20 protein-coding genes, 1 other RNA gene and 1 pseudogene are annotated in these 23,379 nt (G+C 60.8%); 20 read left to right on the top strand and 2 right to left on the bottom strand.

Annotation, left to right across the window (positions count from 1 at the left end; all coding sequences use genetic code 11):
- Window positions 1-246: 246 nt before the first annotated feature.
- From tmk to SJQ66_RS22990, 7 genes are all read left to right on the top strand, one after another.
- Window positions 247-870, top strand: coding sequence for a dTMP kinase (gene tmk / locus SJQ66_RS23020; protein WP_024902978.1), 624 nt, complete (start codon window positions 247-249; stop codon window positions 868-870).
- A gap of 120 nt (window positions 871-990) precedes the next feature.
- A complete protein-coding gene (holB, locus tag SJQ66_RS23015) occupies window positions 991-2,115 on the top strand; it encodes a DNA polymerase III subunit delta' (protein WP_320534593.1) in 1,125 nt (374 codons plus the stop codon).
- Between the two features lie 41 nt (window positions 2,116-2,156).
- A complete protein-coding gene (locus tag SJQ66_RS23010) occupies window positions 2,157-2,939 on the top strand; it encodes a TatD family hydrolase (protein ID WP_024902976.1) in 783 nt (260 codons plus the stop codon).
- Between the two features lie 122 nt (window positions 2,940-3,061).
- On the top strand, window positions 3,062-3,742 hold the full coding sequence (locus tag SJQ66_RS23005; protein WP_320534592.1) for an ankyrin repeat domain-containing protein: 681 nt from the start codon (window positions 3,062-3,064) through the stop codon (window positions 3,740-3,742).
- A gap of 117 nt (window positions 3,743-3,859) precedes the next feature.
- A complete protein-coding gene (locus tag SJQ66_RS23000) occupies window positions 3,860-5,149 on the top strand; it encodes a mechanosensitive ion channel family protein (RefSeq protein WP_052738480.1) in 1,290 nt (429 codons plus the stop codon).
- 403 nt (window positions 5,150-5,552) lie between these two features.
- A complete protein-coding gene (gene otsA, locus SJQ66_RS22995; RefSeq protein ID WP_024902973.1) occupies window positions 5,553-6,947 on the top strand; it encodes an alpha,alpha-trehalose-phosphate synthase (UDP-forming) in 1,395 nt (464 codons plus the stop codon).
- Window positions 6,948-6,989: 42 nt separating this feature from the next.
- Window positions 6,990-8,048 (top strand): glycosyltransferase family 4 protein, encoded by a 1,059-nt coding sequence (locus SJQ66_RS22990; RefSeq protein ID WP_046154104.1) that lies wholly within the window; start codon window positions 6,990-6,992, stop codon window positions 8,046-8,048.
- Between the two features lie 134 nt (window positions 8,049-8,182).
- Here SJQ66_RS22990 and SJQ66_RS22985 read toward each other — a convergent pair whose 3' ends face one another.
- Window positions 8,183-8,776 carry a BPSL1445 family SYLF domain-containing lipoprotein gene (locus tag SJQ66_RS22985; protein WP_320534591.1) on the bottom strand — a complete coding sequence of 198 codons (594 nt, stop codon included), beginning with the start codon at window positions 8,774-8,776 and terminating at the stop codon, window positions 8,183-8,185.
- A 199-nt stretch (window positions 8,777-8,975) separates the two neighbouring features.
- Window positions 8,976-9,149 carry a DUF2795 domain-containing protein gene (locus SJQ66_RS22980; RefSeq protein WP_236693652.1) on the bottom strand — a complete coding sequence of 58 codons (174 nt, stop codon included), beginning with the start codon at window positions 9,147-9,149 and terminating at the stop codon, window positions 8,976-8,978.
- Window positions 9,150-9,638: 489 nt separating this feature from the next.
- On the opposite strand from SJQ66_RS22980, the gene SJQ66_RS22975 reads away from it, so the two are divergent.
- The 13 genes and pseudogenes from SJQ66_RS22975 (at window position 9,639) to rlmD (ending at window position 23,318) form a co-directional block, all read left to right on the top strand.
- On the top strand, window positions 9,639-10,961 hold the full coding sequence (locus tag SJQ66_RS22975; RefSeq protein WP_024902969.1) for an NCS2 family permease: 1,323 nt from the start codon (window positions 9,639-9,641) through the stop codon (window positions 10,959-10,961).
- 175 nt (window positions 10,962-11,136) lie between these two features.
- Window positions 11,137-11,811: a GTP cyclohydrolase II gene (gene ribA / locus SJQ66_RS22970; RefSeq protein ID WP_036009169.1), complete on the top strand. Its 675-nt coding sequence runs from the start codon at window positions 11,137-11,139 to the stop codon at window positions 11,809-11,811.
- 205 nt (window positions 11,812-12,016) lie between these two features.
- Complete coding sequence (locus SJQ66_RS22965) at window positions 12,017-12,724, top strand: response regulator transcription factor (protein ID WP_024902968.1); 708 nt, start codon at window positions 12,017-12,019, stop codon at window positions 12,722-12,724.
- Window positions 12,725-12,753: 29 nt separating this feature from the next.
- An RNA gene (gene ffs, locus SJQ66_RS22960) (signal recognition particle sRNA small type) lies at window positions 12,754-12,852 on the top strand.
- Window positions 12,853-13,086: 234 nt separating this feature from the next.
- Window positions 13,087-15,549, top strand: a complete 2,463-nt coding sequence (dnaX, locus tag SJQ66_RS22955) for a DNA polymerase III subunit gamma/tau (RefSeq protein WP_024902967.1) — start codon at window positions 13,087-13,089, stop codon at window positions 15,547-15,549.
- A gap of 110 nt (window positions 15,550-15,659) precedes the next feature.
- Window positions 15,660-15,986 (top strand): YbaB/EbfC family nucleoid-associated protein, encoded by a 327-nt coding sequence (locus SJQ66_RS22950; protein ID WP_024902966.1) that lies wholly within the window; start codon window positions 15,660-15,662, stop codon window positions 15,984-15,986.
- 18 nt (window positions 15,987-16,004) lie between these two features.
- A complete protein-coding gene (gene recR / locus SJQ66_RS22945) occupies window positions 16,005-16,601 on the top strand; it encodes a recombination mediator RecR (RefSeq protein ID WP_024902965.1) in 597 nt (198 codons plus the stop codon).
- Window positions 16,602-16,666: 65 nt separating this feature from the next.
- Window positions 16,667-17,419, top strand: coding sequence for a 5'/3'-nucleotidase SurE (gene surE / locus SJQ66_RS22940; protein ID WP_320534590.1), 753 nt, complete (start codon window positions 16,667-16,669; stop codon window positions 17,417-17,419).
- Window positions 17,416-18,372 (top strand): protein-L-isoaspartate(D-aspartate) O-methyltransferase, encoded by a 957-nt coding sequence (locus tag SJQ66_RS22935; RefSeq protein ID WP_024902963.1) that lies wholly within the window; start codon window positions 17,416-17,418, stop codon window positions 18,370-18,372. Before surE ends, SJQ66_RS22935 begins: the two co-directional genes overlap by 4 nt.
- Before the next feature lie 5 nt (window positions 18,373-18,377).
- Entirely contained in the window at window positions 18,378-19,385 is a 1,008-nt protein-coding gene (locus tag SJQ66_RS22930; protein WP_024902962.1) for a peptidoglycan DD-metalloendopeptidase family protein, read from the top strand.
- A gap of 76 nt (window positions 19,386-19,461) precedes the next feature.
- On the top strand, window positions 19,462-20,589 hold the full coding sequence (gene rpoS / locus SJQ66_RS22925; protein WP_390174001.1) for an RNA polymerase sigma factor RpoS: 1,128 nt from the start codon (window positions 19,462-19,464) through the stop codon (window positions 20,587-20,589).
- A 269-nt stretch (window positions 20,590-20,858) separates the two neighbouring features.
- Window positions 20,859-21,545 (top strand): annotated as a pseudogene (locus SJQ66_RS22920) (3'-5' exonuclease); the annotation flags it as partial.
- Window positions 21,546-21,995: 450 nt separating this feature from the next.
- Complete coding sequence (rlmD, locus tag SJQ66_RS22915) at window positions 21,996-23,318, top strand: 23S rRNA (uracil(1939)-C(5))-methyltransferase RlmD (RefSeq protein WP_320535366.1); 1,323 nt, start codon at window positions 21,996-21,998, stop codon at window positions 23,316-23,318.
- The last annotated feature ends 61 nt before the right edge of the window (window positions 23,319-23,379 follow it).

Here is a 23,379-nt window from a genome sequence, read left to right as displayed (position 1 = left end):
GCGATGAATGGACTGGCCGTTCCGGCATCGGCCTCGGCGACGAACCCGGCGGGGGAAGCGGCAGACGGTGTCGCAAGCGACGCGGCAGGTGCAGCGGCAAGTGACGCGGAACATCGGGCACCGATCGGCCGTGCGGCGGTAAGCCCACCGGCCAGCGCGGTGAAGAACGCGGTTGCGGCGAGCCCGGTGGTAAGCGCCGGGTCGAAAATCAGTCCACAGCGCATCAATGTACCGGGGAGGCAGTAAATGCGGGCGCCAGGAAAATTCATTACGTTCGAGGGAATCGATGGGGCAGGTAAGACCACGCATCTGTCCTGGTTCCGCACGCAGCTCGAAGCGCGCTTGAGGGGGGAGGGGCGGCGCGTGGTTCAGACCCGCGAGCCGGGGGGCACGCCACTCGGGGAAACGCTGCGCGAAACGCTGTTGCATCAGCCGATGGATCTTGAGACCGAGGCGTTGTTGATGTTCGCCGCGCGCCGGGAGCATCTGGTTCGCGTGATCCGGCCTGCGCTCGAGCGTGGTGACTGGGTGCTTTGTGACCGCTTCACCGACGCGACGTTCGCCTATCAGGGCGGCGGTCGCGGCTTGCCGCTCTCGAAACTGGAAACACTCGAAGCCTGGGTCCAGGAGGGCTTTCAGCCCGACGTGACGTTGTTGTTCGACGTGCCGATCGATACCGCTCAGGCCCGCCGCGATGGCGCGCGCGTGGCGGACCGTTTCGAACGGGAATCAGTGAATTTTTTCGAACGCACGCGTAGTGAATACCTCCGCCGCGCCGCGTCATCGCCGGAACGGTTTCGCATTATCGATGCGAGCCGAGGCATTGCCGAGATTCAGAGCGACCTGAAGGTCATCGTGTCCGCCCTGTGACATGGGCGAGTACGCGCCGCGATGTCCGGTACGCGATGTGTGCGTGACGGGCGCATGAAAGGCATGCCCGGCGGGGCGCTTGCGCGGCGATGATCCGCGCGGGACGATAGGAGAGCAAGGATGTTGTACCCGTGGCAATCGGCATCGTGGAATGCGTTGACGGCGCAGTTGCAGCCAAACGGCCGGTTTGCGCACGCGCTGGTGATTCACGGCCAGGCCGGGATCGGCAAGGAAGCGTTCGCGCGGCATCTGGCGCAGGCGTTATTGTGTGAGGAAGGGCACGGTCCGCACGCCATGCGTGGCCGGCCTTGTGGGCGATGCCCCGCATGTCATTGGTTCGAGCAAGGGAACCATCCGGATTTTCATGCGGTCTATCCGGAAAATCTGGCGCCACCGCTACCCACGTCGACCGATGGCGACGTTTCCGAAAAAGGGGGGAAAGCGGCTAAAGGGAAGGCGACCGACGGCGATGTGGGCGAAGGCGATACGAAAGGCAAGGCGCTCAGCAAGGAAATCAAGATCGAGCAGATCCGCGCCTTGTTGACGTTCTGTGGGATTGGCGCGCATCGCGGCGGCCGACGCGTGGTGTTGGTGTATCCCGCGGAAGCGTTGAATGGCGCTGCGGCCAACGCCTTGTTAAAGACGCTGGAGGAGCCGCCCGTCGGCGTCATGTTCTTGATGGTCAGTGCCAATCTGGACCGATTGCTGCCCACAATCATCAGCCGCTGCCGACAATGGCCATTGGCCGGGCCCGACCGTGCCTTGGCCAGCGAATGGCTGGCGGCACAACCGGGCGTGCCGTCCCCTATGGCGGCGCGCGACGCTTTGGCGCAAACCGGCGGGGCGCCACTAGCGGCCCATGCATTATTTGGCGATCCGCACCATGCCGCGCTGTTGCCATTGCGCGATGGATTGATCCAGCAATGGTCCGCTGGCGCGCAATGCGACGCATTTGCCTGTGCCGATGCGGTGCAGAAGACGGCGGTACCGATCGTACTCGGTTGGTTGCAACGATGGGTGTACGACCTGGCCAGCGTCACGTTGACAGGGCAAATCCGGTATTTTCCCGCGCATGCCACCGCGCTGCGCCGTTGTGCCATGCAAGCCGATGCGATGGTGCTGATGCAGTTCCAGCAGGCCTTGCTGCGTGAACGGATGACCGAGCAGCACCCATTGAACGCGCGATTGGTGTTCGAATCGCTGTTCGTTCGGTACCGCGCCGTGTTTTCGCTGTCGCCGCGCTGACGCCGCGCCAAGTGATACGCTATAGTCAATAGGATTCCACCGTGTTCGTCGATTCACACTGTCATATCAACTTTGAAACGTTTGCCGCCCAGATGCCGGCCTTGATGGACCGGATGCGGCAGCGCGCGGTCACGCATGCATTGTGTGTGAGCGTCGATCTGGAGACGTTTCCCCAGGTACTGGCGCTTGCGGTATCCCATGCGAATGTTTTCGCTTCGGTCGGCGTGCATCCCGACCACGAAAACGTGGAAGAGCCCGATGTGGATCACCTGCTGGCCTTGAGTGCGCATCCGAAGATCATCGCCATCGGCGAGACGGGGTTGGATTATTTCCGTCTGGAGAACCGGAGCGTGGCGGACATGGAGTGGCAGCGGCAACGCTTCCGCACCCACATTCGCGCGGCACGTGCCGCGGGCAAGCCCTTGATCGTTCACACACGGGCTTCGGCGGAAGATACGTTGCGGCTGATGCGGGAGGAACGCGCGGACGAGATTGGGGGCGTGCTGCACTGTTTCACTGAAACGTGGGAGGTGGCGCAAGCGGCGTTGGAGATGAATTTTTATATTTCGCTATCCGGTATCGTGACATTCAAGAACGCGATCGCGTTGCAGGATGTTGCGCGTCGGGTACCGGAGGATCGCTTGTTGATCGAGACGGATTCGCCCTACCTGGCGCCGGTCCCGTATCGCGGCAAGACAAACGAACCATCCTATGTCGCCGACGTGGGCCACTTCGTCGCGGCATTGCGTGGGCTGACGCCGGAAGCGCTGGGTGCCGCGACCACGGCAAACTTTTTCCGCCTGTTTGCAAGTGCGGCGCCCTGAAGCGGCGGCATATATCGCCGAGTGATTCGGCAGATTTTCAATGGAGCGGTAATTTGACTCAGATGACGATGATGTCCCGCATGCGGGCAGCGGTGTTGGGTAGGTCGGCAAGGTATGGTTCAATGCGCCAGGCGGTTGCTGGCGTGGCGGCGATGTCGATCTTGGCGGGCTGCGGCGTCAATGCGCAGATGGCCAGTGCGGCCTCCCCGGACGCGGTGATCAAGGCGGTCAAGTTTGACGATGCGTCCGCGGTGCAACGGGCGCTGCAATCCGGTTTCAATCCAAACACAACCGACGCGCAAGGTATGCCGCTGCTTGTGTTGGCCGCGCGGGAGAAATCCGACAAGGTGACCGAGGCGCTGCTGGCCGATAGTCGTACCGATGTTGAAAAGACGGATAGCGCAGGGGAGAACGCGATGATGCTGGCAGCCATCGTCAAGGATGCGTCGATCGTCCGGATGCTGATCGCGAAGGGCGCGAAAGTCGACAAGCCAGGCTGGACGCCGCTGCACTACGCGGCGAGCACCGGGGATGACACCATCGTGACCATCTTGCTGGATGCGCACGCGAACGTCGATGCGCGTTCACCAAACGACACCACGCCACTGATGATGGCGGCCCGCGGCGGTTACGCGTCTACGATCCAGTTGCTGATCAAGCGCGGCGCCAACCCGTTGGTCAAGAACCAACTGGGTATGACAGCACTCGATTTCGGCAAGCGGTATTCGGAGCCGGATTCGGTCAAGCTTTTGACCTCGATCGAGCAACAATATCGCGCGCAACATCCCCAGGCCGCGCAGTAAGGATCGACGCACCCGACACGGGAACGCATTTCGGTCGTATCACCCCATGAACATCAACAACGGGACACGGTCCGGCCACGCGCCGGATCGTATGCCCTCCTTGCACACCCCTACCGCATGAAGCTTCTAGACTTCGGCACGCGGATCGTGGACGCGCCGTTGAATTCCTGGCCCGGTGTACTCACCCTGACCCTGCTTACGTTGCTGTTCGCCTGGGCCGCGCATCGCATTGGTCTGGGAATCCTGCGACGGCTGGCGCGGCCTTATCCCATGATCGGCATGCTGGTTCGGTACGTCGACCGACCCGCGCAATGGGCGGTTACCGTCCTGTTGCTGCAACTGGTCTGGTGGAATACGAACGACGATCTCTTTTTGGTAAACCCGCTTCGGCGTGTCTCGGTATTGGTGTTGATCGGGTCGCTGACATGGCTTGCCTTGCGTACCGTAGACGCCATCGTACAGGGCGTTATTACGCTGAACCCCCTCGAACAATCCGACAATCTTCGTACACGCTCCCTGCATACCAAGGTACACGTGCTCGCCCGATGCGTGATGGCCGCGATTGTCGTGATTGGCGTTGGCGCCATGCTGATGACCGTACCGAATGTACGGCAGATCGGCGCGAGTCTGCTCGCCTCCGCGGGCGTTGCCGGACTGGTTGCCGGTATCGCTGCGCGACCCGTTCTCGGCAACCTGATCGCCGGGCTGCAGATCGCGCTGTCTCAGCCGGTGCGTATCGACGATGTCGTGGTGATACAGGGCGAGTGGGGGCGGGTGGAAGCCATTACCGGCACCTATATCGCCGTGCGGATCTGGGATGAACGACGACTGATCGTGCCATTGCAATGGTTTATTGAAAATTCCTTCCAGAACTGGACACGAACCACCTCGCAGATCATCGGCAGCGTTTTCCTCTGGGTGGATTTCCGGATGCCGATCGCGCCACTCCGGGAAGAACTCGTCCGGCTGTGCGAGGCAGCCAGTGAATGGGATCGACGCGTCCAGGTCCTGCAGGTAACCGACGCCAGCGACCGGGCCGTGCAACTGCGTGCGCTTGTCAGTTCCAGTGACTCGCCGCTGAACTGGGATCTTCGATGTAAAGTGCGTGAGGGTTTGATCGCCTACATGCAGCGGCATTATCCCGAGTATCTTCCTCGGACCCGCAATGAATGGCAGCCGACGTCACCCGAGGCCGGTGCGCGCCGTGATTTTCCTGGCCCGGAGTCGCTGCATGGCAGCCCGGACGACCTAGCGCCACCGGGAGCACCGCATGACCCGGTGCAAACGCCGTTCGCACCGTTGGCCGAAGGCATGCCGCGCGTGGCATCCTCTTCACCCGGTATCACACAGTCGGCGCCGGGTTGGCGTGCGTCGACGTCGATGCCGGCTGGCCGCACGGGTCGATAGTTACCGCGCGTACCCGCGCTCTCACGGCCCGTGAACCTCGCCAGCATCCATGTTCATCGGCAGCAGCCCCGCGTGACGTGGTGTATTATTAAAAGAGAAAAACCTTGTTAATCCATCTTCAAGCGGCCGATTTATTACGCATTTCCCTTGTATGCAAGGGTATGTGGCCGCGCGTGGCGTATCGCGCCGGCAGCGTGCCGAACGAACCGGCTAGGCACCTTCGTTTTAGAGCGCCTCCTGGTTGACGTCGTCCGCACCGTCGCGCCTCAAACTGTCGTGTGCGACGTGTGACGACGTTCCGGCCCCCGACCGTCCGACACCATCGCACTGCCCGCCGACCGAACGCCGTGTTCGCGGAGTGCCCCATGATCGAAATATCGAATAACAGGATTTGAGCCATCCAATGAGTCGACTCGTCGTTGTATCCAATCGTGTTGCCACCCCGACGGAAAGCAAGGGCTCGTCCGGCGGGCTGGCCGTGGGGGTATTTGGCGCCTTGAAGGATGCCGGCGGGGTGTGGTTCGGATGGAGCGGAGACATTGTCACCGAAGCGTCACTGAACGCCGCACCGCATGTCGAGCAGGATGGCGCGGTCACTTTCGCGACCGTCGATCTCGCGCGACGTGATTATGACCAGTACTACCGCGGTTTCTCGAATGCAATGCTGTGGCCAGTCTTTCATTATCGGAACGACCTGGCGCGCTACGACCGGCAGGAGTATGCCGGATACCGACGTGTCAATGCCTGGCTGGCGCAGCAGCTACTGCCGTTGTTGGAACCCGACGATGTGATCTGGGTCCATGACTATCACCTGATTCCTTTTGCCGAGGCATTGCGGCTCGCGGGTGTCAAGAATCGTATCGGCTTTTTTTTGCACATTCCGTTTCCCACGCCGCAAGTGCTCCTGAATATTCCGCCGCATGAGGAGTTGGTGCGTTCGCTTTGTTGCTATGACGTGGTTGGGTTCCAGACCGAATCGGATCGCGTGGCGTTTGGTGATTACGTCACGCGCTACGCCGGTGGCACGATGTCCGCGGATGGCACGGACGTCGAGGCGTACGGGCGCAAGTTGAAAGCCGGCGTCTACCGCATCGGTGTTTTCCCCGATGACATCGCGGCACAGGCGAAGCGTTTCGAAAGCCGTAAGGATGTACGTGAGCTGAAGCAGAGTTTGCAGAATCGCAAGCTGATCATGAGTGTGGACCGGCTCGATTATTCGAAGGGGATCGTCGAGCGTTTCCGTGCATTCGAGCGCTTGCTGGAGAACGTGCCTGAATTGCAAAGCGCTGTCAGCCTGGTGCAGGTCGCACCACCGACGCGTTCGGATGTGCAGACCTATCAGCATATCCGACAGAATCTCGAATACGAGGCAGGGCGGATCAACGGGCGCTTCTCCGGGCTCGATTGGACGCCGATTCGGTACCTTAACAGACGGTACGACCGCTGGGTACTCATGTCCTTGTTCCGAGCGTCGCAGGTGGGGTTCGTGACACCGTTGCGAGATGGCATGAATCTCGTCGCCAAGGAATATGTCGCCGCGCAGGATCCGGCGGATCCCGGTGTATTGGTGTTGTCTCGTTTCGCGGGCGCGGCGGCGGAATTGCAAGACGCGCTGATTGTGAATCCGCACGATATCATCGATATGACGGAGGCCTTGCAGCAGGCGCTGACCATGCCGTTGAAGGAGCGTCAACGCCGCCATGCGCGGATGGTCGAGGTGTTACGCAAAAACGACCTGGGCGTGTGGCGCGACAGCTTCCTCGCCGATTTGCGGGCGGTCAGGGTACAGAAGCACTGAAGCAATGAGGCGTTGCCATATTGGCAACAACGGGAGGTCATCATGAAAATCGCGCAAATCGCTCCGTTGACGGAGTCGGTGCCCCCGACCTTGTATGGCGGCACGGAACGTGTCGTCTCTTATCTGACGGAATCGCTTGTGCAGATGGGGCACGAGGTGACGTTGTTCGCCAGCGGCGACTCCGTCACTGATGCCAAGCTTGAAGCTATCTGGCCGCGCGCGTTGCGGCGCGATCCGAGCATTCGCGACCCGATTGCGCCGCATATGCTGATGCTCGAAAGGGTCCGCCAGCTTGCGCCGGAATTCGATATCGTGCATTCGCATCTGCACTTTTATCCCTTTTCTATTTTCAAGCGTCAGGACACCCCATTTGTCACGACGCTGCATGGGCGCCTGGATTTGCCGGAGCACCAGAGTTTGTACGAGGCATTTGATGATGTGCCCTTGATATCGCTTTCGATGGGGCAGCGACGCTACCTTCCCGGAGGCAACTGGATTGGCAACGTGCCATATGGCTTGCCGGAGTGGCTGTATCGCCCACAGCCCATCGCGCCTTCCTATCTTGCCTACCTTGGCCGCATTTCGCCGGAAAAGCGGCTTGATCGCGCCATCAAGATCGCGGGGCGATGCGGCCTTCCCATTAAGATCGCGGCCAAGATCGACGTGGCGGATCGACTCTATTTTGAAACGGAGATAGCGCCATTACTGAAGTTGCCGCACGTCGAATATATCGGCGAGATTCGCGATAGTGACAAAGCCGCATTCTTGTCTGGTGCGCATGCCTTGCTGTCGCCGATAGATTGGCCCGAGCCGTTCAGTCTGGCGATGGTGGAGGCCATGGCCTGCGGTACGCCGGTGATCTCTTTCAAGCGCGGAGCAGTGGGGGAAGTGTTGCGTGACGGGGAGACCGGATTCATCGTCGAAGACGAGATTGGCGCGATTGCCGCGGTCGACAAGCTGCCGGGTCTGTCGCGCTCGCATATCCGGCGGCATTTCGAGCAGCATTACACGGCGCACCATATGGCGCAGCGCTACTTGGACGTGTACCACGCAGCCGCGCGCGCGCAGCGCAAGGCGCAATTACGATTGATCACTGATTGACCGTGCTTCGTCTGCTGGCGCGCCAGGTGCGTCCGGCGTGATCGGTACGTACAAAAAAAGCCGCATCTGTCATGGATGCGGCTTTTTTACTACATGGCGCGAGTGGATACGCGCCATCTGCAGTGGACCTGAATTTACAGTTTCATACGGTTAACCTTCGTGCCTTCCAGCGTCAAGTTCGCCATCAGGCCAGCGTTCGTCAGCACGAATGCGTCGATCGGCGCACGGACGCTGTTGCTGTCGATCGCGCCATTTGCGCCCACCTTGATCACGGCTACCGACGCATCGCCACCAATCGACCAGCCCTTCACGTTGCGGAACTTGTCCAGCGCATCTTGCGTCATGAATACAATGATGATCGCCTTCGATTGTGCGCCGATCTGGAGGCCAACTGAAGCGGAGGTCGTGCTGTAGTAGCCAGCTGTTTCCGAGCCCACGCGCAGTGCGCCTTCGCCGTACTGACCGCCAACTACGAAGCCTGCTGCCAGCACATTCGGGAATACCAGAACGCCGCGGGCCTTGCCCACCAGTTCACGGGAACCAGGAACCGTCGAATAGAGGCGCGACAGGGTCTGGTCCACATTCGCATTGATGCTATGGCGCTTTTCCATCGCCGAGCTGCTTTGGCCGCCGTTCGGCGCGGTGGCCGTCGTCGTGCAGCCGGCCAGCGCAAACGTGGCGGCGGCAATGGCGGTGCCCATCTTCAATGCGACGTTCATTTTTTTCATGGTTGCTACTCCCTCTTGTCGATATTCGTCGGTGGTTAGCCGTCGTGGAAAACGCCGTGGCGTATCAAAGTGTCGCAACGGTCCGCCATTCGTCCTGTCCGTCCTGTCGTTCGCCTTCGGCGTGGCGTTCCGCGTGACGAGCATGAGTCTTATCGGATCGATACGACATTCGTGTTTCTTTCTCATCGAATTTTTTCGCTTATCCCAATGCGTGCAACAGCGCATCCGCATCGGCATAATCCGTTTCCGGCAAACCATCCAAGGCAATCAGGACATCGTTGCTGACACCGCTTTCGCGGGCTGCATCCATCACGCGATCCTTGTTGGCTGGAAACGACACTGTTGCCAAGGCTGCTTGCAGGTTCGCGCTCATCGAATCCGGCTTGCCTTGTCCATCTGCGTGAAATCCCGTCGCCATGCATTCCCCTTGGTTTGGTTCATTCAGCTTTACAGCCTGCTCCTCTTAAGCAAAATACATGCCTATATCGTTTTGCGGACATCCGGCATTACCGGGCGATCAAAAAGCCGTGACGGCCTGAGACGGCCGGGACGACGACCGGATGGCGATCGGTCCACAGCTCGTCGGCAGCATGTCCTTAGTGTGCGCTGTACAAATCGGTCAAAATGCACAACGCGTGGAAAAAATTGCCAGACATCGCAAGAAATGCAGAACGTAAGGAGACAATTCGACCGAGACGGGTGCTGCTCCTGCCGGTGTGACCGCAAAGCGGCGTTTGGTTGCACATACGCGGGTCGGTAAAGACGGATGTGGACGGTGGACGGGTGCGCGGTCCGTGGCGGCTTCAGGCACAATGCGAGGCGGATTGGCGGGCGCAATGGCGCCGTGAGGGGATAAGCGACAATGCTTCTACGATATTTTGGACTTCAAGCGGCGGGAACGACCGTGCGTACCGAGGTGATCGCGGGAATGACCACGTTCCTGACGATGGCTTACATCCTGTTCGTTAATCCTTCGATTCTGAGTGCGGCAGGCATGCCCGCCACATCCGTGTTTGTCGCCACGTGCTTGGTGGCGTCGCTTGCAACGCTGATCATGGGAGTGTTCGCCAATTATCCGGTAGCGTGTGCGCCGGGCATGGGATTGAACGCCTATTTCGCATTCGCGGTGGTTCAGGGGATGGGGTATCACTGGCAAGCGGCATTGGGGGCGGTGTTCATTTCTGGCTGCCTTTTTCTATTGCTGACACTCGTCGGGTTGCGTGGCGCATTGATTGCCGCCATTCCCGCGTCCATTCGAACGGGTATCACCGCGGGAATCGGGCTGTTCCTGGGCATCATTGCATTGAAATCGTCCGGCATCGTGGTGGCGAATCCGGCGACGCTTGTAGGGCTCGGCGATCTGCACCAGCCGCAAGTACTGCTGGCCGTGCTCGGTTTCCTGGTAATTGTCGCTCTGGATGTGATGAAGGTGCGCGGTGCGATCCTGATCGGGATCTTGCTTGTCACGGTGCTGAGCTTCTTTGTCGGCGGCAATGCGTTTCATGGTGTGGTGTCCCTGCCGCCATCAATCGCGCCGACGTTTTTCAAGCTCGACATCGCCGGTGCGCTGTCGAGCGGGATTTGGCATGTCGTGTTGGTGTTTTTCCTCGTCGAGCTGTTTGATGCGACGGGCACGCTGATGGGTGTGGCGCAGCGCGCCGGCCTGGTGCCACGGACGCCGACCGGCCCAGGACGGGATGTCCCCACCGATCGTCGCATGCGTCGGGCACTATTCGCGGACAGCGCGGCGATCATCGCCGGCGCGGTGCTGGGCACGTCGTCCACGACGGCGTATGTGGAAAGCGCCGCAGGTGTACAGGCGGGGGGGCGCACCGGTTTGACCGCGTTGGTGGTGGCGGTTTTGTTTCTCGTAGCGTTGTTCTTCGCGCCGTTGGCTAGTGCGGTACCGTCTTATGCGACGGCGCCGGCATTGTTGTACGTCGCCTGTCTGATGTTGCGCGATATCGGTGAATTGCCGTGGCATGATGCAACGGAAACGGTGCCTGGCATATTGACTGTCTTGGCGATGCCGTTCACGTATTCCATCGCCAACGGCATTGCCTTTGGGTTTATTTCGTACGCGGCGCTTAAATTACTCACGGGGCGGGCGCGGTCCGTGGCGCCGGCGGTGTGGGTCATCGCGGCAATCTTTTTGTTGCGCTACGGCTATCTTGGCGCGGGCTGACAGGCGGCGTAATGGTTAGTGCGACACGCAAGCGTCATGTCGGAGGATAATCTTACCTGACGCGTTGATGCGCGAGAACATTCGCTTTCGCACGTGGGACCGACGCCAACGGATGAGCGGGTCGCCTTAAGACACGCGGATTGGCGAAAAGGCGTAGCAGACAAGGGCAGCAGATATGGCAGCAAACAACGAAAGACGGCCTTTGCCGTCACCCCAGAACGATGCGGACACGCCCGCCATCCGAGTGGAACGTATTGCAACCGCGCGGATGCCAACAGCGCACGGTCAATTTACCGCGTACGTCTATCGCGACCTGGTGACGGGCGCCGAGCATGTCGCGTTGGCGCGCGGCGATCTTCACGGCCCCGACGCCGTATTGGTACGCTTGCATTCCGAATGCCTTACCGGCGATGCGTTCGGTTCCTTGCGCTGTGACTGCGGACCGCAATTGGCCAGCGCCCTGGCGCGCGTTCAGGCGGAAGGGCGCGGGGTCGTTGTCTATCTAAGAGGGCAGGAAGGGCGCGGCATCGGGCTGGTTAACAAGATTCGCGCGTATGCATTGCAAGACCAGGGGCGTGATACCGTCGACGCCAACACCGACCTCGGTCTGCCGGTGGACGCGCGGGACTATCAGGCGGGCATCGAAGTCCTGCGTGACCTGGGGGTCGGAAAAGTGCGTCTGATGAGTAACAATCCGGCGAAATTGACGGCGATACGCAAGGCGGGTATCGATGTGGTCGAACGTGTCGTGCTGGCGATCGAGCCTAATCCGGAAAACCAGGCTTATCTCGAAACCAAGCGTGCCCGGATGGGACACTTACTCGATGCGTTAGGTGGTCCGCTCCTTTAGTTGCCGTGGGCTCACGCATTGTCGATTGGGACTTGGCCCATCGATTGATAGGCACATACCTGTTCTCGTCTGTCCATCTTGTTTGCCCGAACGGCCGAATGGCACACTAGCGAATGACCTATGTGGCGCCGTGCTTTGCGCGGTCGCCCGGTCACCCGCCCCCAGGATCGACGAATACTGGGCGGGACGTGTTTCGGGAGAGTGCATGGATAGGAAACGCGTCGTGATCGTGGATGACCACGACATGATCCGCTTGGGAGTACGTGTGCTCCTGGAAAATCATCGCCACGGCAGCTTCGGGTTCGACGTGGTGATGGAGGCGGTGGATGGGCAGCAGGGCTGGCAAGCGGTGCAGCGATGCCAGCCCGATCTGGTGCTACTCGATATCGATTTGCCCGGACTGGACGGATATGAGGTCTTACGCCGGATCAAGCGCTTGCCCGCGCCCCCCAAGGTAGTGATGTTTTCGATGCATCGAGGCGTGTTGCCGGTACGGCGTGCGCACACGGCACAAGCGGATGGCTTCCTTTACAAAACGGACCCGCCGGAACGGTTGATAGAGGGCGTGGCATGCGCGCTGCATGGTCGTGCCTGGGGGTTGCGCCTCGGCTCGGACCAGTTAACGACCACGCACGCGTCGCGGCCCTGCGTGTTGACGTTGCGGGAGCGATGCATTGCGGAAAATCTGATGCACGGCCATACAAACAAGGCAATCGCCCGTGCGTTGTGTCTGAGTCCAAAGACCGTCAGTGCGCACAAACGCAATATATTTCGCAAGCTGGCCATTTCGAACCTGATCGAGTTAGCGGATTGCCTACGCGATACGGATAGTTTTGGCTTGCCGCGTGACCCCATGGAGACGGACATCGAGGCCGAGACGGAAGTCGACGTCGAAGGCGAAATCGTGGCTTAGTGCACCGTTACCGTGCTATAATTTTTTGTGACGGGCCTCCTCGCATGGTGGTGCGGTTAACCTGGTCAGGTCGGGAACGAAGCAGCCACGATCGCTTTCCACCAGTGCCGAGGGTCCGGCTCGTCACCTTCTCCCTATTTTTCGATATGTCACTGCGCATTGTTGTTTAGCGTAGGGTCTTTGTGCATACTGCGCATCGCGTTTGTGATGCGCGGTGTCATATGTCGCTTAGCACCACGCATTCACACGGTTTTCCGCTTTGTGCAGTGTCCAGTCAGCGCCTATTTCATCTTCCTTCGATCAGTGTGTGTTTGCCATGCGTGGACCGCGGAGAACCTCGGCGTTCCTGATAGAATTCGCCGATGACCTACCAAGTTCTCGCTCGCAAATGGCGTCCCCGCGATTTTCCGTCGCTTGTCGGACAAGATCACGTTGTCCGGGCGTTGACGCACGCCCTTGAACAACAGCGGCTGCATCACGCCTATCTTTTTACCGGCACCCGTGGTGTGGGCAAGACCACGCTTTCGCGAATCCTTGCGAAGGCATTGAATTGTGAGACCGGCATTACCGCGCAACCTTGCGGCGTGTGCCGTGCCTGCGTGGAAATCGATGCCGGCCGTTTCGTTGATTATGTCGAGATGGATGCCGCGTCGAACCGAGGCGTGGATGAGATGGCGGCGTTGCTCGAGCGCGCGATATATGCCCCGGTCGATGCGCGTTTCAAGGTCTATATGATCGACGAAGTGCACATGCTGACCAACCACGCTTTCAATGCGATGTTGAAAACGCTGGAAGAGCCGCCAGCGCACGTCAAATTCATCCTCGCCACCACGGATCCGCAAAAGATTCCCGTCACGGTGTTATCGCGATGTCTGCAGTTCAATTTGAAGCAGATGCCCGCGCACGACATTGTCGATCATCTTGCCAAGGTGCTGGGCGACGAACAGATCGCTTTCGAACCGCAGGCGCTGCGATTACTCGCGCGCGCGGCAAGCGGCAGCATGCGTGATGCGCTCTCGCTGACGGATCAGGCTATTGCCTATGCCGCGGGGACGGTGAGCGACGAGGCCGTGCGGGGCATGCTAGGCGCGCTGGATCAACATTACCTGGTGCGCCTGCTCGACGGTTTGATCGCCCATGACGGCGCGGCCGTGCTCGCGGTAGCGGATGAAATGGCAGGGCGCAGCCTGTCGTTTTCCACGGCCCTGCAGGATCTCGCGCAATGGCTTAATCGCATTGGCTGGGCGCAGAGTGTACCGGGTTCGGTCATGGACGAATGGCCCGAGGCCGAGGACATCCGGCGGTTTGCGCGCACGCTTGGTGCCGAGCAGATTCAGCTGTATTACCAGATTGCAACGATCGGCCGAAGCGAGATGGGTCTGGCGCCGGATGAGTATGCCGGGTTCACGATGACGCTATTGCGGATGCTTGCGTTTCGCCCGGTGTCGGGAACGCCGTTCGGCGGTGTAACGGCGTCCCCGGGAGCGGCTGGAACGGGTGGTGGTGACGTCCATGCTACCCGTGCCGCCGCGGTGCCGCCGACGACCGCTTCGGTGAAGGCGCCGATCCGGCCTTCGATGCCGCCTGCGCCGTCGAAGGCACTGGTCACCACAGGGGGTGCGAATTCGGCACCGCGTGATGCCGTCGGCGAGGCAGTCGTGCCTTTCCCGGATGCCATGAAACGTGTGGACGAGCCCGCGGGCGATGTCGCCGCGGTACCGTCAGTGGCGGTCGCGCCCGCTGCCGCGAACCAAGCAGACCTGTCGACGCGACCGTTGTCGTTTGGTCGGATGGCGCAGTCTCCGGACACGGGCATTGACATGAATACGGTTGCCTCGGAAGAAGCCGTAAATGCGTTTGACGAGGTGGCCACGCCGACGCCAGCAGCGAAGGAACCGGCGGCGCTGGCGGGGGCGCGTGGTGCGTCGACACCGGCCTCTGCCGATGTCCACAGTGCTGGCGGCGAAGAGGCAGCGCAGTCTGCCGCGTCCGGTGCGCGTGCGAAGCTTGCGGCGCTTGGTGTGTTGAAACGAACGTCGTCCTCGACTTCCTCTCCTACGGCACGCCGCGGGACCGCGGCAAAGGTACCAACGGCGCCGGCAGGCCCCGGCCTGTCCGTGCCAACGTCCCGCAACATGGATCGCTTGCCGGCCACGCGTGCGTCGGATGCAACGGCGCGGGATGCACGCGACGATACCGGCATGCCAGCGCCGTGGGACGACGTGCAGGATGCGGACGGTGCGGCGGCGGATGCATTCCTTGCATCAATGGGTTCCAACGGTGTCGCCGCATCGGATGCGCGCAGGGATCGAGCTGAATCGGTGTCGGACAGTGTGACGACGCGGCATGGAGAGCGGGCGGGCGCGAACGGTGGCCTGTCATCGATGGGCGACGGCGCCATCGATGTGCCTCGGCCGCCTCCGGGTATTGCGATGACGGCAATCGGCATCGATTCTGATTGGCCGGCGTTTGCGATGACGTTGGAGGTAAAAGGCCTGGCGCAGCAACTGGCGCATCAAAGCGAATTGATCCAGGTCGAAGCGGATCGCCTGCAATTGCGCGTGCCGGTGACGACGCTTGCCTCCGGCGGACACCTGGAAAAGGTCCGCGCGGCGGTACAGGAGCGGCTCGGCCGTGACGTGCAGTTGCAGGTGGAAGTAGGACCTGCGCAGTGCACGGCGGCGGCGGTATATGCCGCCGAGCGAGCGGCACTGCAGCGGCGCGCGGAAGCATCGATTCGCGACGATGCCTTCGTGCGGGCGTTGATTGATGATTTCGGCGCGTCGATCCTGCCGGGCGCCACGCGCCCCTTGTCGGCACGCTGAGCGATACTGGCACGGCCAATCGCGGCGTTGATATCGGCGGCTACCGTCATATCGCATCGGCATGCGCCCGCGTGCGCATTATTTTCTGTTGGATAAGGGAGCACCACACCATGATGAAGGGACAACTGGCCGGTTTGATGAAGCAGGCGCAGGCCATGCAGGACAATATGAAGAAAATGCAGGAAAAGCTGGCCGCCACCGAGGTGACCGGTGAGTCCGGCGCTGGCTTGGTGAAGATCATCATGACGGGCGACCATACGGTCAAGCGCGTGATACTGGAGAAAAGCCTGCGTGAAGACGATATCGAGATGGAAGAAGATCTGATCACCGCGGCGCATGCCGATGCGAAGCGCAAGGCTGATGAACTGGCGCAGCAGATGATGGGTGGTGCAACGGGGGGCATGGGTCTGCCGCCGGGCTTCAAGCTGCCGTTCTGATCACGGACCGTGGCCATGATCAAGCCGCCATCGACGCTGTCCGCATTGATCGATGCGTTGCGGATACTTCCAGGTGTCGGACCGAAGAGCGCCCAACGGATGGCCTATCATCTGATGCAGCATGATCGGGACGGCGCGGCGCGATTGAGTCAGGCGCTGGCAGGCGCGGCGCATGCGCTTCGGCATTGTGATCGCTGCAATACGTTCACTGAATCGCCGGTGTGCTCGACGTGCCTGGATGATGAGCGGGATCCTGCACTGCTGTGCGTCGTCGAGACGCCGGCGGACCAGATCATGCTGGAGCAGACCTTGTCTTACAAAGGGCTGTATTTTGTCTTGATGGGGCGGTTGAGCCCGCTTGACGGTGTGGGTCCGAAGGACATCCACTTCGACAAGCTGCTGCAACGGGCAGGAGACGGGGTGGTGCGCGAGGTCGTTCTGGCCACGAATTTCACCAATGAAGGGGAAGCTACCGCGCACTATCTCGGTCAGGCATTGAAGGCGCGTGGCTTGTCGGTATCGAGACTTGCGCGCGGGGTACCGGTCGGCGGTGAACTGGAATATGTCGACGCTGGCACGATTGCCCGGGCGATGTTGGACCGGCGCGCGGTGTAAGTAGTCCCTTTGTCCCTTCGCGCGGTTCCTACAACGTCGCGCGTCGCCTCGGTTACAATCTTTCCATGCATATTCTGCTCAGCAACGACGATGGTTATCTGGCGCCCGGTCTATCGGCGCTCTATCACGCATTGCTGCCGCTGGCGGATCGGGTCGACGTCGTGGCGCCAGAGCAGAATTGCAGTGGCGCCTCGAATTCATTGACGCTGTCCCGTCCACTGAGCGTGTGTACGGCGACGAACGGTTTCCGATTCGTGAACGGGACGCCCACTGATTGTGTGCATGTGGCGCTGACGGGGCTGTTGGAGGGACGTCCCGACCTTGTCGTGTCCGGCATGAATAACGGACAGAACATGGGCGAGGACACGCTGTATTCCGGTACCGTCGCCGCCGCTACCGAGGGCTTCCTGTTCGGTATTCCGTCGATCGCGTTCTCGCTTGTCGATTACGGTTGGGGCCATCTCGACGCGGCGGCGGCGGAAGCGGCGCGCATCGTCGCACATCATCGCGATGTGCCGCTGCCAGCGGCGTCGTTGTTGAATGTCAATATTCCGAATGTACCTTCGTCGGCATTGCGCGGATGGCGGGTAACTCGGCTGGGCAAGCGGCACCCGTCGCAGCCGGTGATCCGGCAAACGAATCCACGCGGTGATCCGATATATTGGATTGGACCGTCGGGCGCGGAGCGTGACGCAGGCGATGGTACCGATTTCGCCGCGGTGCGCGATGGTTATGTCTCAATGACGCCGCTGCAGTTGGACCTGACGGACACGCGCCGCCTGCCTGCGTTGCAGGAATGGATCGGGCACGGGCCATGAGCGACAACCGCGACGGCCAGCCCAAACGGTTTCCGTTGACGTTGTCTGATTTGACAAAGGCATCGGCGCGACCTGACTTCCCGTCGCGCCAGCGGCCTATGGCTCGTGCCGCGGCGTCGGTTACCGGCACCGCCGCGCCGCGTGTTCCAGTGGCGACGAGCGCGAAACCGACATCGCCACGCAGCGGTCATCTCGGCGCGGTCGCGTGTGCAAAACCGTCTCTGTCCGGTGGTGCACCGCAACGCGGGGTGGCCGGCACGGCCTGGCCAGGGTCGAGCGGTCGAGATGTCGCAAAACACGCGACGTCGTCACTTGCATTGACGTCGGAGCGGGTGCGCGCGCGAATGGTGGAGCGGGTGCGCGACGGTGGTGTGACACACCCTGGGGTGTTGGCGGCGTTGCAGGCGGTGCCACGTCACGCATTTGTCGATGCGGCATTGGCGCCGCAGGCGTACGAGGAGGCGGCATTGCCGATCGGGCATCACCAGACGATCTCCAAGCCGGGGGTCGTCGCGCGAATGATCGAGGTGGCGATGCATGGTCGTCCGCATCTGGCGCGCGTACTCGAAGTGGGCACCGGGTGTGGCTATCAAGCGGCCGTATTAAGCCACCTGGCGCAGGATGTGTTCTCGATTGAACGGATCCGGCCACTACATGAGCGTGCAAAAAGGAACCTGCGACCATTGCGTGTGCCAAACATTCGGCTGCATTATGGCGACGGACGACTGGGGTTACCTGACTGTGCCCCTTTTGATGCCATTATCGTGGCGGCCGCTGGACTGGACGTGCCGGCCGCGCTGACGGAGCAACTTCGTATCGGTGGTCGCCTGATCGCCCCGGTAGGAGGGGACTCGCAAGTATTGACACTCGTCGAGCGGTTGAGCGCCCATCAATGGCGCGAGACGGTACTCGACAAGGTGTTTTTTGTTCCATTGAAATCCGGAGTGATCTGAAACCGATGAGTATGTTGATGAATGGCAGCGGTCGATCCTTGTGGACACACATCCAGCGTGGTGCTTGCGTGGTGGCCGTGTCCGCATTGGCCGCCTGTGCCTCGCGGATGGACAGCGCGCCGGTGGTCGATAGGACCGGTACGGCGCCGGGATTGCAGGGTGCCGCGGTGTCCAATGTGCCGCCGGGGCCCCCGCCTCCGGGTTACTATCAAGTGCAGCCTGGTGATACGTTGTATCGGGTGGCGTTGAAGAATGGTCAAAACTATCGCGACATCGCGGCGTGGAACAACCTGACCAATCCGAACCAGATCGAGGTGGGTCAGGTACTCCGGGTCGCGCCGCCGGGATCGACGCCTGATGCCTCGGGTGTCACCAGCACGCCGCTCGGTGGCGGCGCCGTACAGGCCACGCCGTTAGGGGGGGCAACGTCGGCGTACGCGTCGCCTTATGCGAACGGCGGGGCACCACCGGCAAACGCCGGGGGGTATCCGTCACCCTATGCGAACGGCGCCAATCCGTCTGGCAATTCGCCGAATGCCGTGACGCCGGGCGCCACTTCCGGCGTGACGGCGTTGCCACCGGCGCCCGCGCCCTCGACAAGTGCGGACACGACTCCCCCGGTGGGTAACGGTCCAGTGCAGTTTATCTGGCCGGTGCAGGGTGGCGCGGGCGCGGGGCAGATCGTTCAGCGATTCGATGGCGTCAAAAGCAAGGGAATCGATATCGCCGGGGCGGCAGGCACGCCTATTCTGGCGGCGGCGGGCGGACGGGTGTTATATGCGGGAAGCGAACTGCGGGGATACGGCAATCTGATTATCATCAAGCATGACGATCATTATTTGACTGCCTATGGTCACAACCGGGTGCTGCTCGTCAAGAATAACGATGTCGTCACGAGGGGCCAGAAGATTGCTGAAATGGGCGATACGCAGGCGAGTCGTGTCGAGTTGCACTTCGAAGTTCGTAAAGATTCCAGTCCGGTGGATCCGATGAAGTATCTGCCTCCTCAGTAAAGGGAGCGTTATGCCGAAGTCGAAGCGGCGGGTGGTCAAGGAGGTCAAGGCGTCCGAGGGCAAACGCCCTGGGCGGTTGCCCCGCCGTGACGGCAAGGCGAGAGATACGCTTCTATCTGACGCAGAGGTCACTGCCGCCGAGGTGTCGACCGATCCGGGCGATGTGGATGTCGCGGATCATCTCGATCTGGCTCACCCGGTGGAAAACTTCGAGGATCCCGAAAGCAGCGACGACGCACGGGTCGACGATGGTTCCGCCGCGACAAGCGGTGAGGACCGTGGCCGTGAAGGCCGTGGCGGCGGCACCACGGACAATGACCCCACCGAGTTTCGTAATCTTCTGCAGGCGGAGCTCACCGCCGACACGATCCAGCACTACCTGAATCGGATCAGCATGAAACCGTTGCTGACCGCCGAGGAGGAGCAACGCTATTCGCGCTTGGCGAAGGAGGGCTTGTTCGAAGCGCGTCAGGTGATGATCGAACACAATTTGCGATTGGTGGTCAGCATCGCCAAAGCGTATTCCAATCGCGGCCTGCCCCTGCTCGATGTCATCGCGGAAGGCAATCTCGGTCTGATGCACGCCATCGAGAAGTTCGATCCCGATCGCGGATTCCGCTTCTCGACTTATGCAACCTGGTGGATTCGACAAAGCATCGAACGCGCGATCATGAACCAGGCACGCACGGTCCGTCTGCCGGTCCATGTGATCCGTGAATTGAATCAGGTCTTGCGTGCCAAACGTCATCTCGAAAAAAGTGCGTGGGCGGAATTTCCGGGTGAGCGTCGTGAAGCCAGCGTCGATGATATCGCACACTTGACGGGGAAAAGTGCCGACGAAATTGCCGATATTCTTGCGCTGAACGAACACACGGCATCGCTGGACGCACCCCTGGATCTCGACCCTGGCAGCAGTCTGTTGGATCTGCTGTCCGATGACCAGGCGCATGCGCCTGACACCGAAGTGCAGAACCGGGAAGTGGAAGTGTTGACGCGTAATTGGTTGTCGCGATTGTCCGACAAGCACCGTCTCGTCATCGAGCGGCGTTTTGGTCTCAACAATCTTGAACCGGCGACGCTGGAGCAATTGGCGGAAGAGCTGCACTTGACGCGGGAGCGTGTGCGGCAGATACAGCAAGAGGCGCTCCTCCGTCTGAAACGTCACCTCGCGTCCAATGGCGTGGGCAAGGATTCCGTGTTGTGAATGCCATACTGGTGTTTGATATTGAGACGGTGCCTGACGTGGCCGGCTTGCGTGCACTGGGTGATAGTGGTCCGGCTGGCGCGTCGGCGATGGCGGTTGAAGGGGCAGGCGGTGTGGGCGCCATGAGGAAAGGCATGCCGACGCGTCCTTCGCGGTCAGGTGACGATATCGTCGGCGAGGGCGATTCCGACCCTGATGCCGGAGCGGTCGAGGCGACAAGCCAGGGCTCGTCGGTCGTTGACGGAAGCACGCCGTTGTCGGCAATGGATGACGAAACGGTCGCGCAGCGCGCATTCGATGCGCGGCGTATCAAGACCGGTTCCGATTTTTTGCCGCACCATCTGCAACGCATTGTCGCGATTTCTTGCGTATTACGGGGAAGTAAAGGGTTCGTCGTGCGATCACTCGGTCAACCTGGCGATCCCGAGCCGGTGTTGATCGCGGCGTTTTTCGACATGATCGAGCGGTATGGTCCTGTGCTGGTGTCGTGGAACGGCGGCGGCTTCGACCTGCCCGTGCTGCATTATCGCGCGCTGATCCATGGCATCAGCGCCCAGCGATATTGGGACATGGGCAGCATCGACCGGGATGCCAAATGGAACAATTACATCAGTCGTTATCACTTCCGGCACACCGATCTGATGGACGTGTTGGCCGCATATCAGCCGCGCGCCAGTGCGCCCCTGGATGCATTGGCCAAGCTCTGCGGTTTTCCCGGCAAGATGGGCATGGATGGCTCCCAGGTCTGGTCGGCCTATCAGGCGGGCAAGATCGATGACATTCGGCATTACTGCGAAACCGATGTGGTCAACACCTACTTGATGTATTGCCGTTTTCAATTGATGCGTGGCGAGCTGTCGACGCTTGAATATCAGGACGAAGTGCAATTGGTCAAGGAAGCGCTCGCTGCGCGACCCGAGGCGCATTGGGCGGAATATCTGGCTGGTTTCGCTTGAAAACGCCGAGGCGCGCCGCGCGAACCGGGGCATGTATCTGGCGACCGCGCGAGGCCGACCATGTGGCCAGCATCATGCCAAATCCAAGGATAATGACAATACCCTTTAGAGGGCGTCTCAGTTACGCATACCGTCCGGCGCCGCATTCGCTTACAATCTCGCCTCTTCCCCACACTGCCGTGCATGACCGTTCCCGCGCGCCTTCGCGAATCAGCAAGCGTCCAGCGCAGGGGCTTGATGCCTGGGCGACCGAGAATGACCGTGCCTGAATCCCGTTCCGATTTGCCGACCCCTATCGCCCCCGCGCCCGTGTCGCCGGTTGGCGCCGCGCACGATGCTTCAGTGAAGCCAGTAAAGATGCGGCGTAATCGGCGTGAACGTGGCGGACAGACCGACGCCTCGCGCGTCCCGGGGGCGCTTGATACGATCATCGAGATCGACTCGCTCGATATGGAGGCCCGTGGCGTGGGGCGGTTGGTCGGCGAAGATGGCGTGCCGGGAAAAGTGGTCTTCGTCGAAGGCGCGTTGCCCGGTGAAAGGGTCATTTATTCGAGCTATCGCAAGAAACCGTCGTTTGAACAGGCGACGTTGACGAAGGTGCTGCGGCCAAGTGTGCTGCGGACAATGCCGAAATGCACTTACTTCGGGATCTGTGGCGGATGTTCGATGCAGCATCTGGATTTGCGAGCGCAGGTGGCCGTCAAACAGCGCGTGCTGGAGGATAACCTTCAGCGTCTCTCGAAACTGAAGCCCGAGACCGTAATGCGCCCGATTCATGGTCCAGGTTGGGGCTATCGCTACCGTGCACGTCTGACCGTTCGCAACGTTGCCAAGAAGGGCGGTGTGCTGGTTGGATTTCACGAGCGCAAGAGCAGTTATGTTGCCGACATGACGCACTGCGAAGTGCTGCCGTCCGTGATTTCAGACATGCTGGTGCCGCTGCGGCATTTGGTCGCTCAACTTTCGATCTGCGACCGAATGCCGCAGATCGAACTGGCGATGGGCGCCACCGTTATCGCACTGGTGCTGCGCGTGCTCGAGCCGTTAACGCTGGATGACGAGGCGGCAATACGTGCGTTTGCTGACGTCCATGGCGTGCAATTCTGGTTGCAGCCAAAAGGACCCGACACGGTTGTGCCGTTCTATCCTGCTACGGATATCGACGCGACAGGGCTCGATTACGTCCTGCCCGAATTCAATATCCGGATGCCATTCCGTCCAACCGATTTCACGCAGGTCAACCACGCGATCAATCGCGTACTGGTCTCGCGCGCTTTGCGCCTGCTGGCGCCGACGTCGACTGATCGCGTTATCGATTTGTTTTGCGGCCTAGGCAACTTTACGTTGCCGTTGGCGCGTCTGGCCAGGGAAGTTCACGGTATCGAGGGTAGCGAGGTCCTGACCGCGCGCGCGCTCGATAATGCACGGTTAAACGGCGTGGATACACGCACGACATTTTCGTGCAGCAATCTGTTTGAGATGACAGTCAACGATTGGCGCGCGCTTGGTGCTTTTGATAAAGCACTGATCGATCCACCGCGGGAAGGCGCCCTGGCCGTGGCGAAGACGCTGGCGGAACTGGCGGTCGCTGGCGAAACGCATTTATTGCCTTCGCGTATTGTCTACGTGTCGTGCAACCCGGCCACGTTGGCGCGCGACGCGGGCCTGCTGGTGCACGAGGCCGGTTATCGGCTGAGGGGAGCAGGGGTGGTCAATATGTTCCCGCACACCTCGCATGTCGAGTCAATCGCCGTTTTCGAGCGCGACAAGTAACGCTTCGAACGTCAAACGCATGCAGCGACTGCGTGTTATTCCTCCAAGCCCCCGCGGCCCT

It is taken from the genome of Robbsia andropogonis (genome assembly GCF_034047095.1).
GTDB classification, from domain to species: domain Bacteria; phylum Pseudomonadota; class Gammaproteobacteria; order Burkholderiales; family Burkholderiaceae; genus Robbsia; species Robbsia andropogonis.
This window is presented reverse-complemented; position numbering and strand designations above follow the sequence as displayed.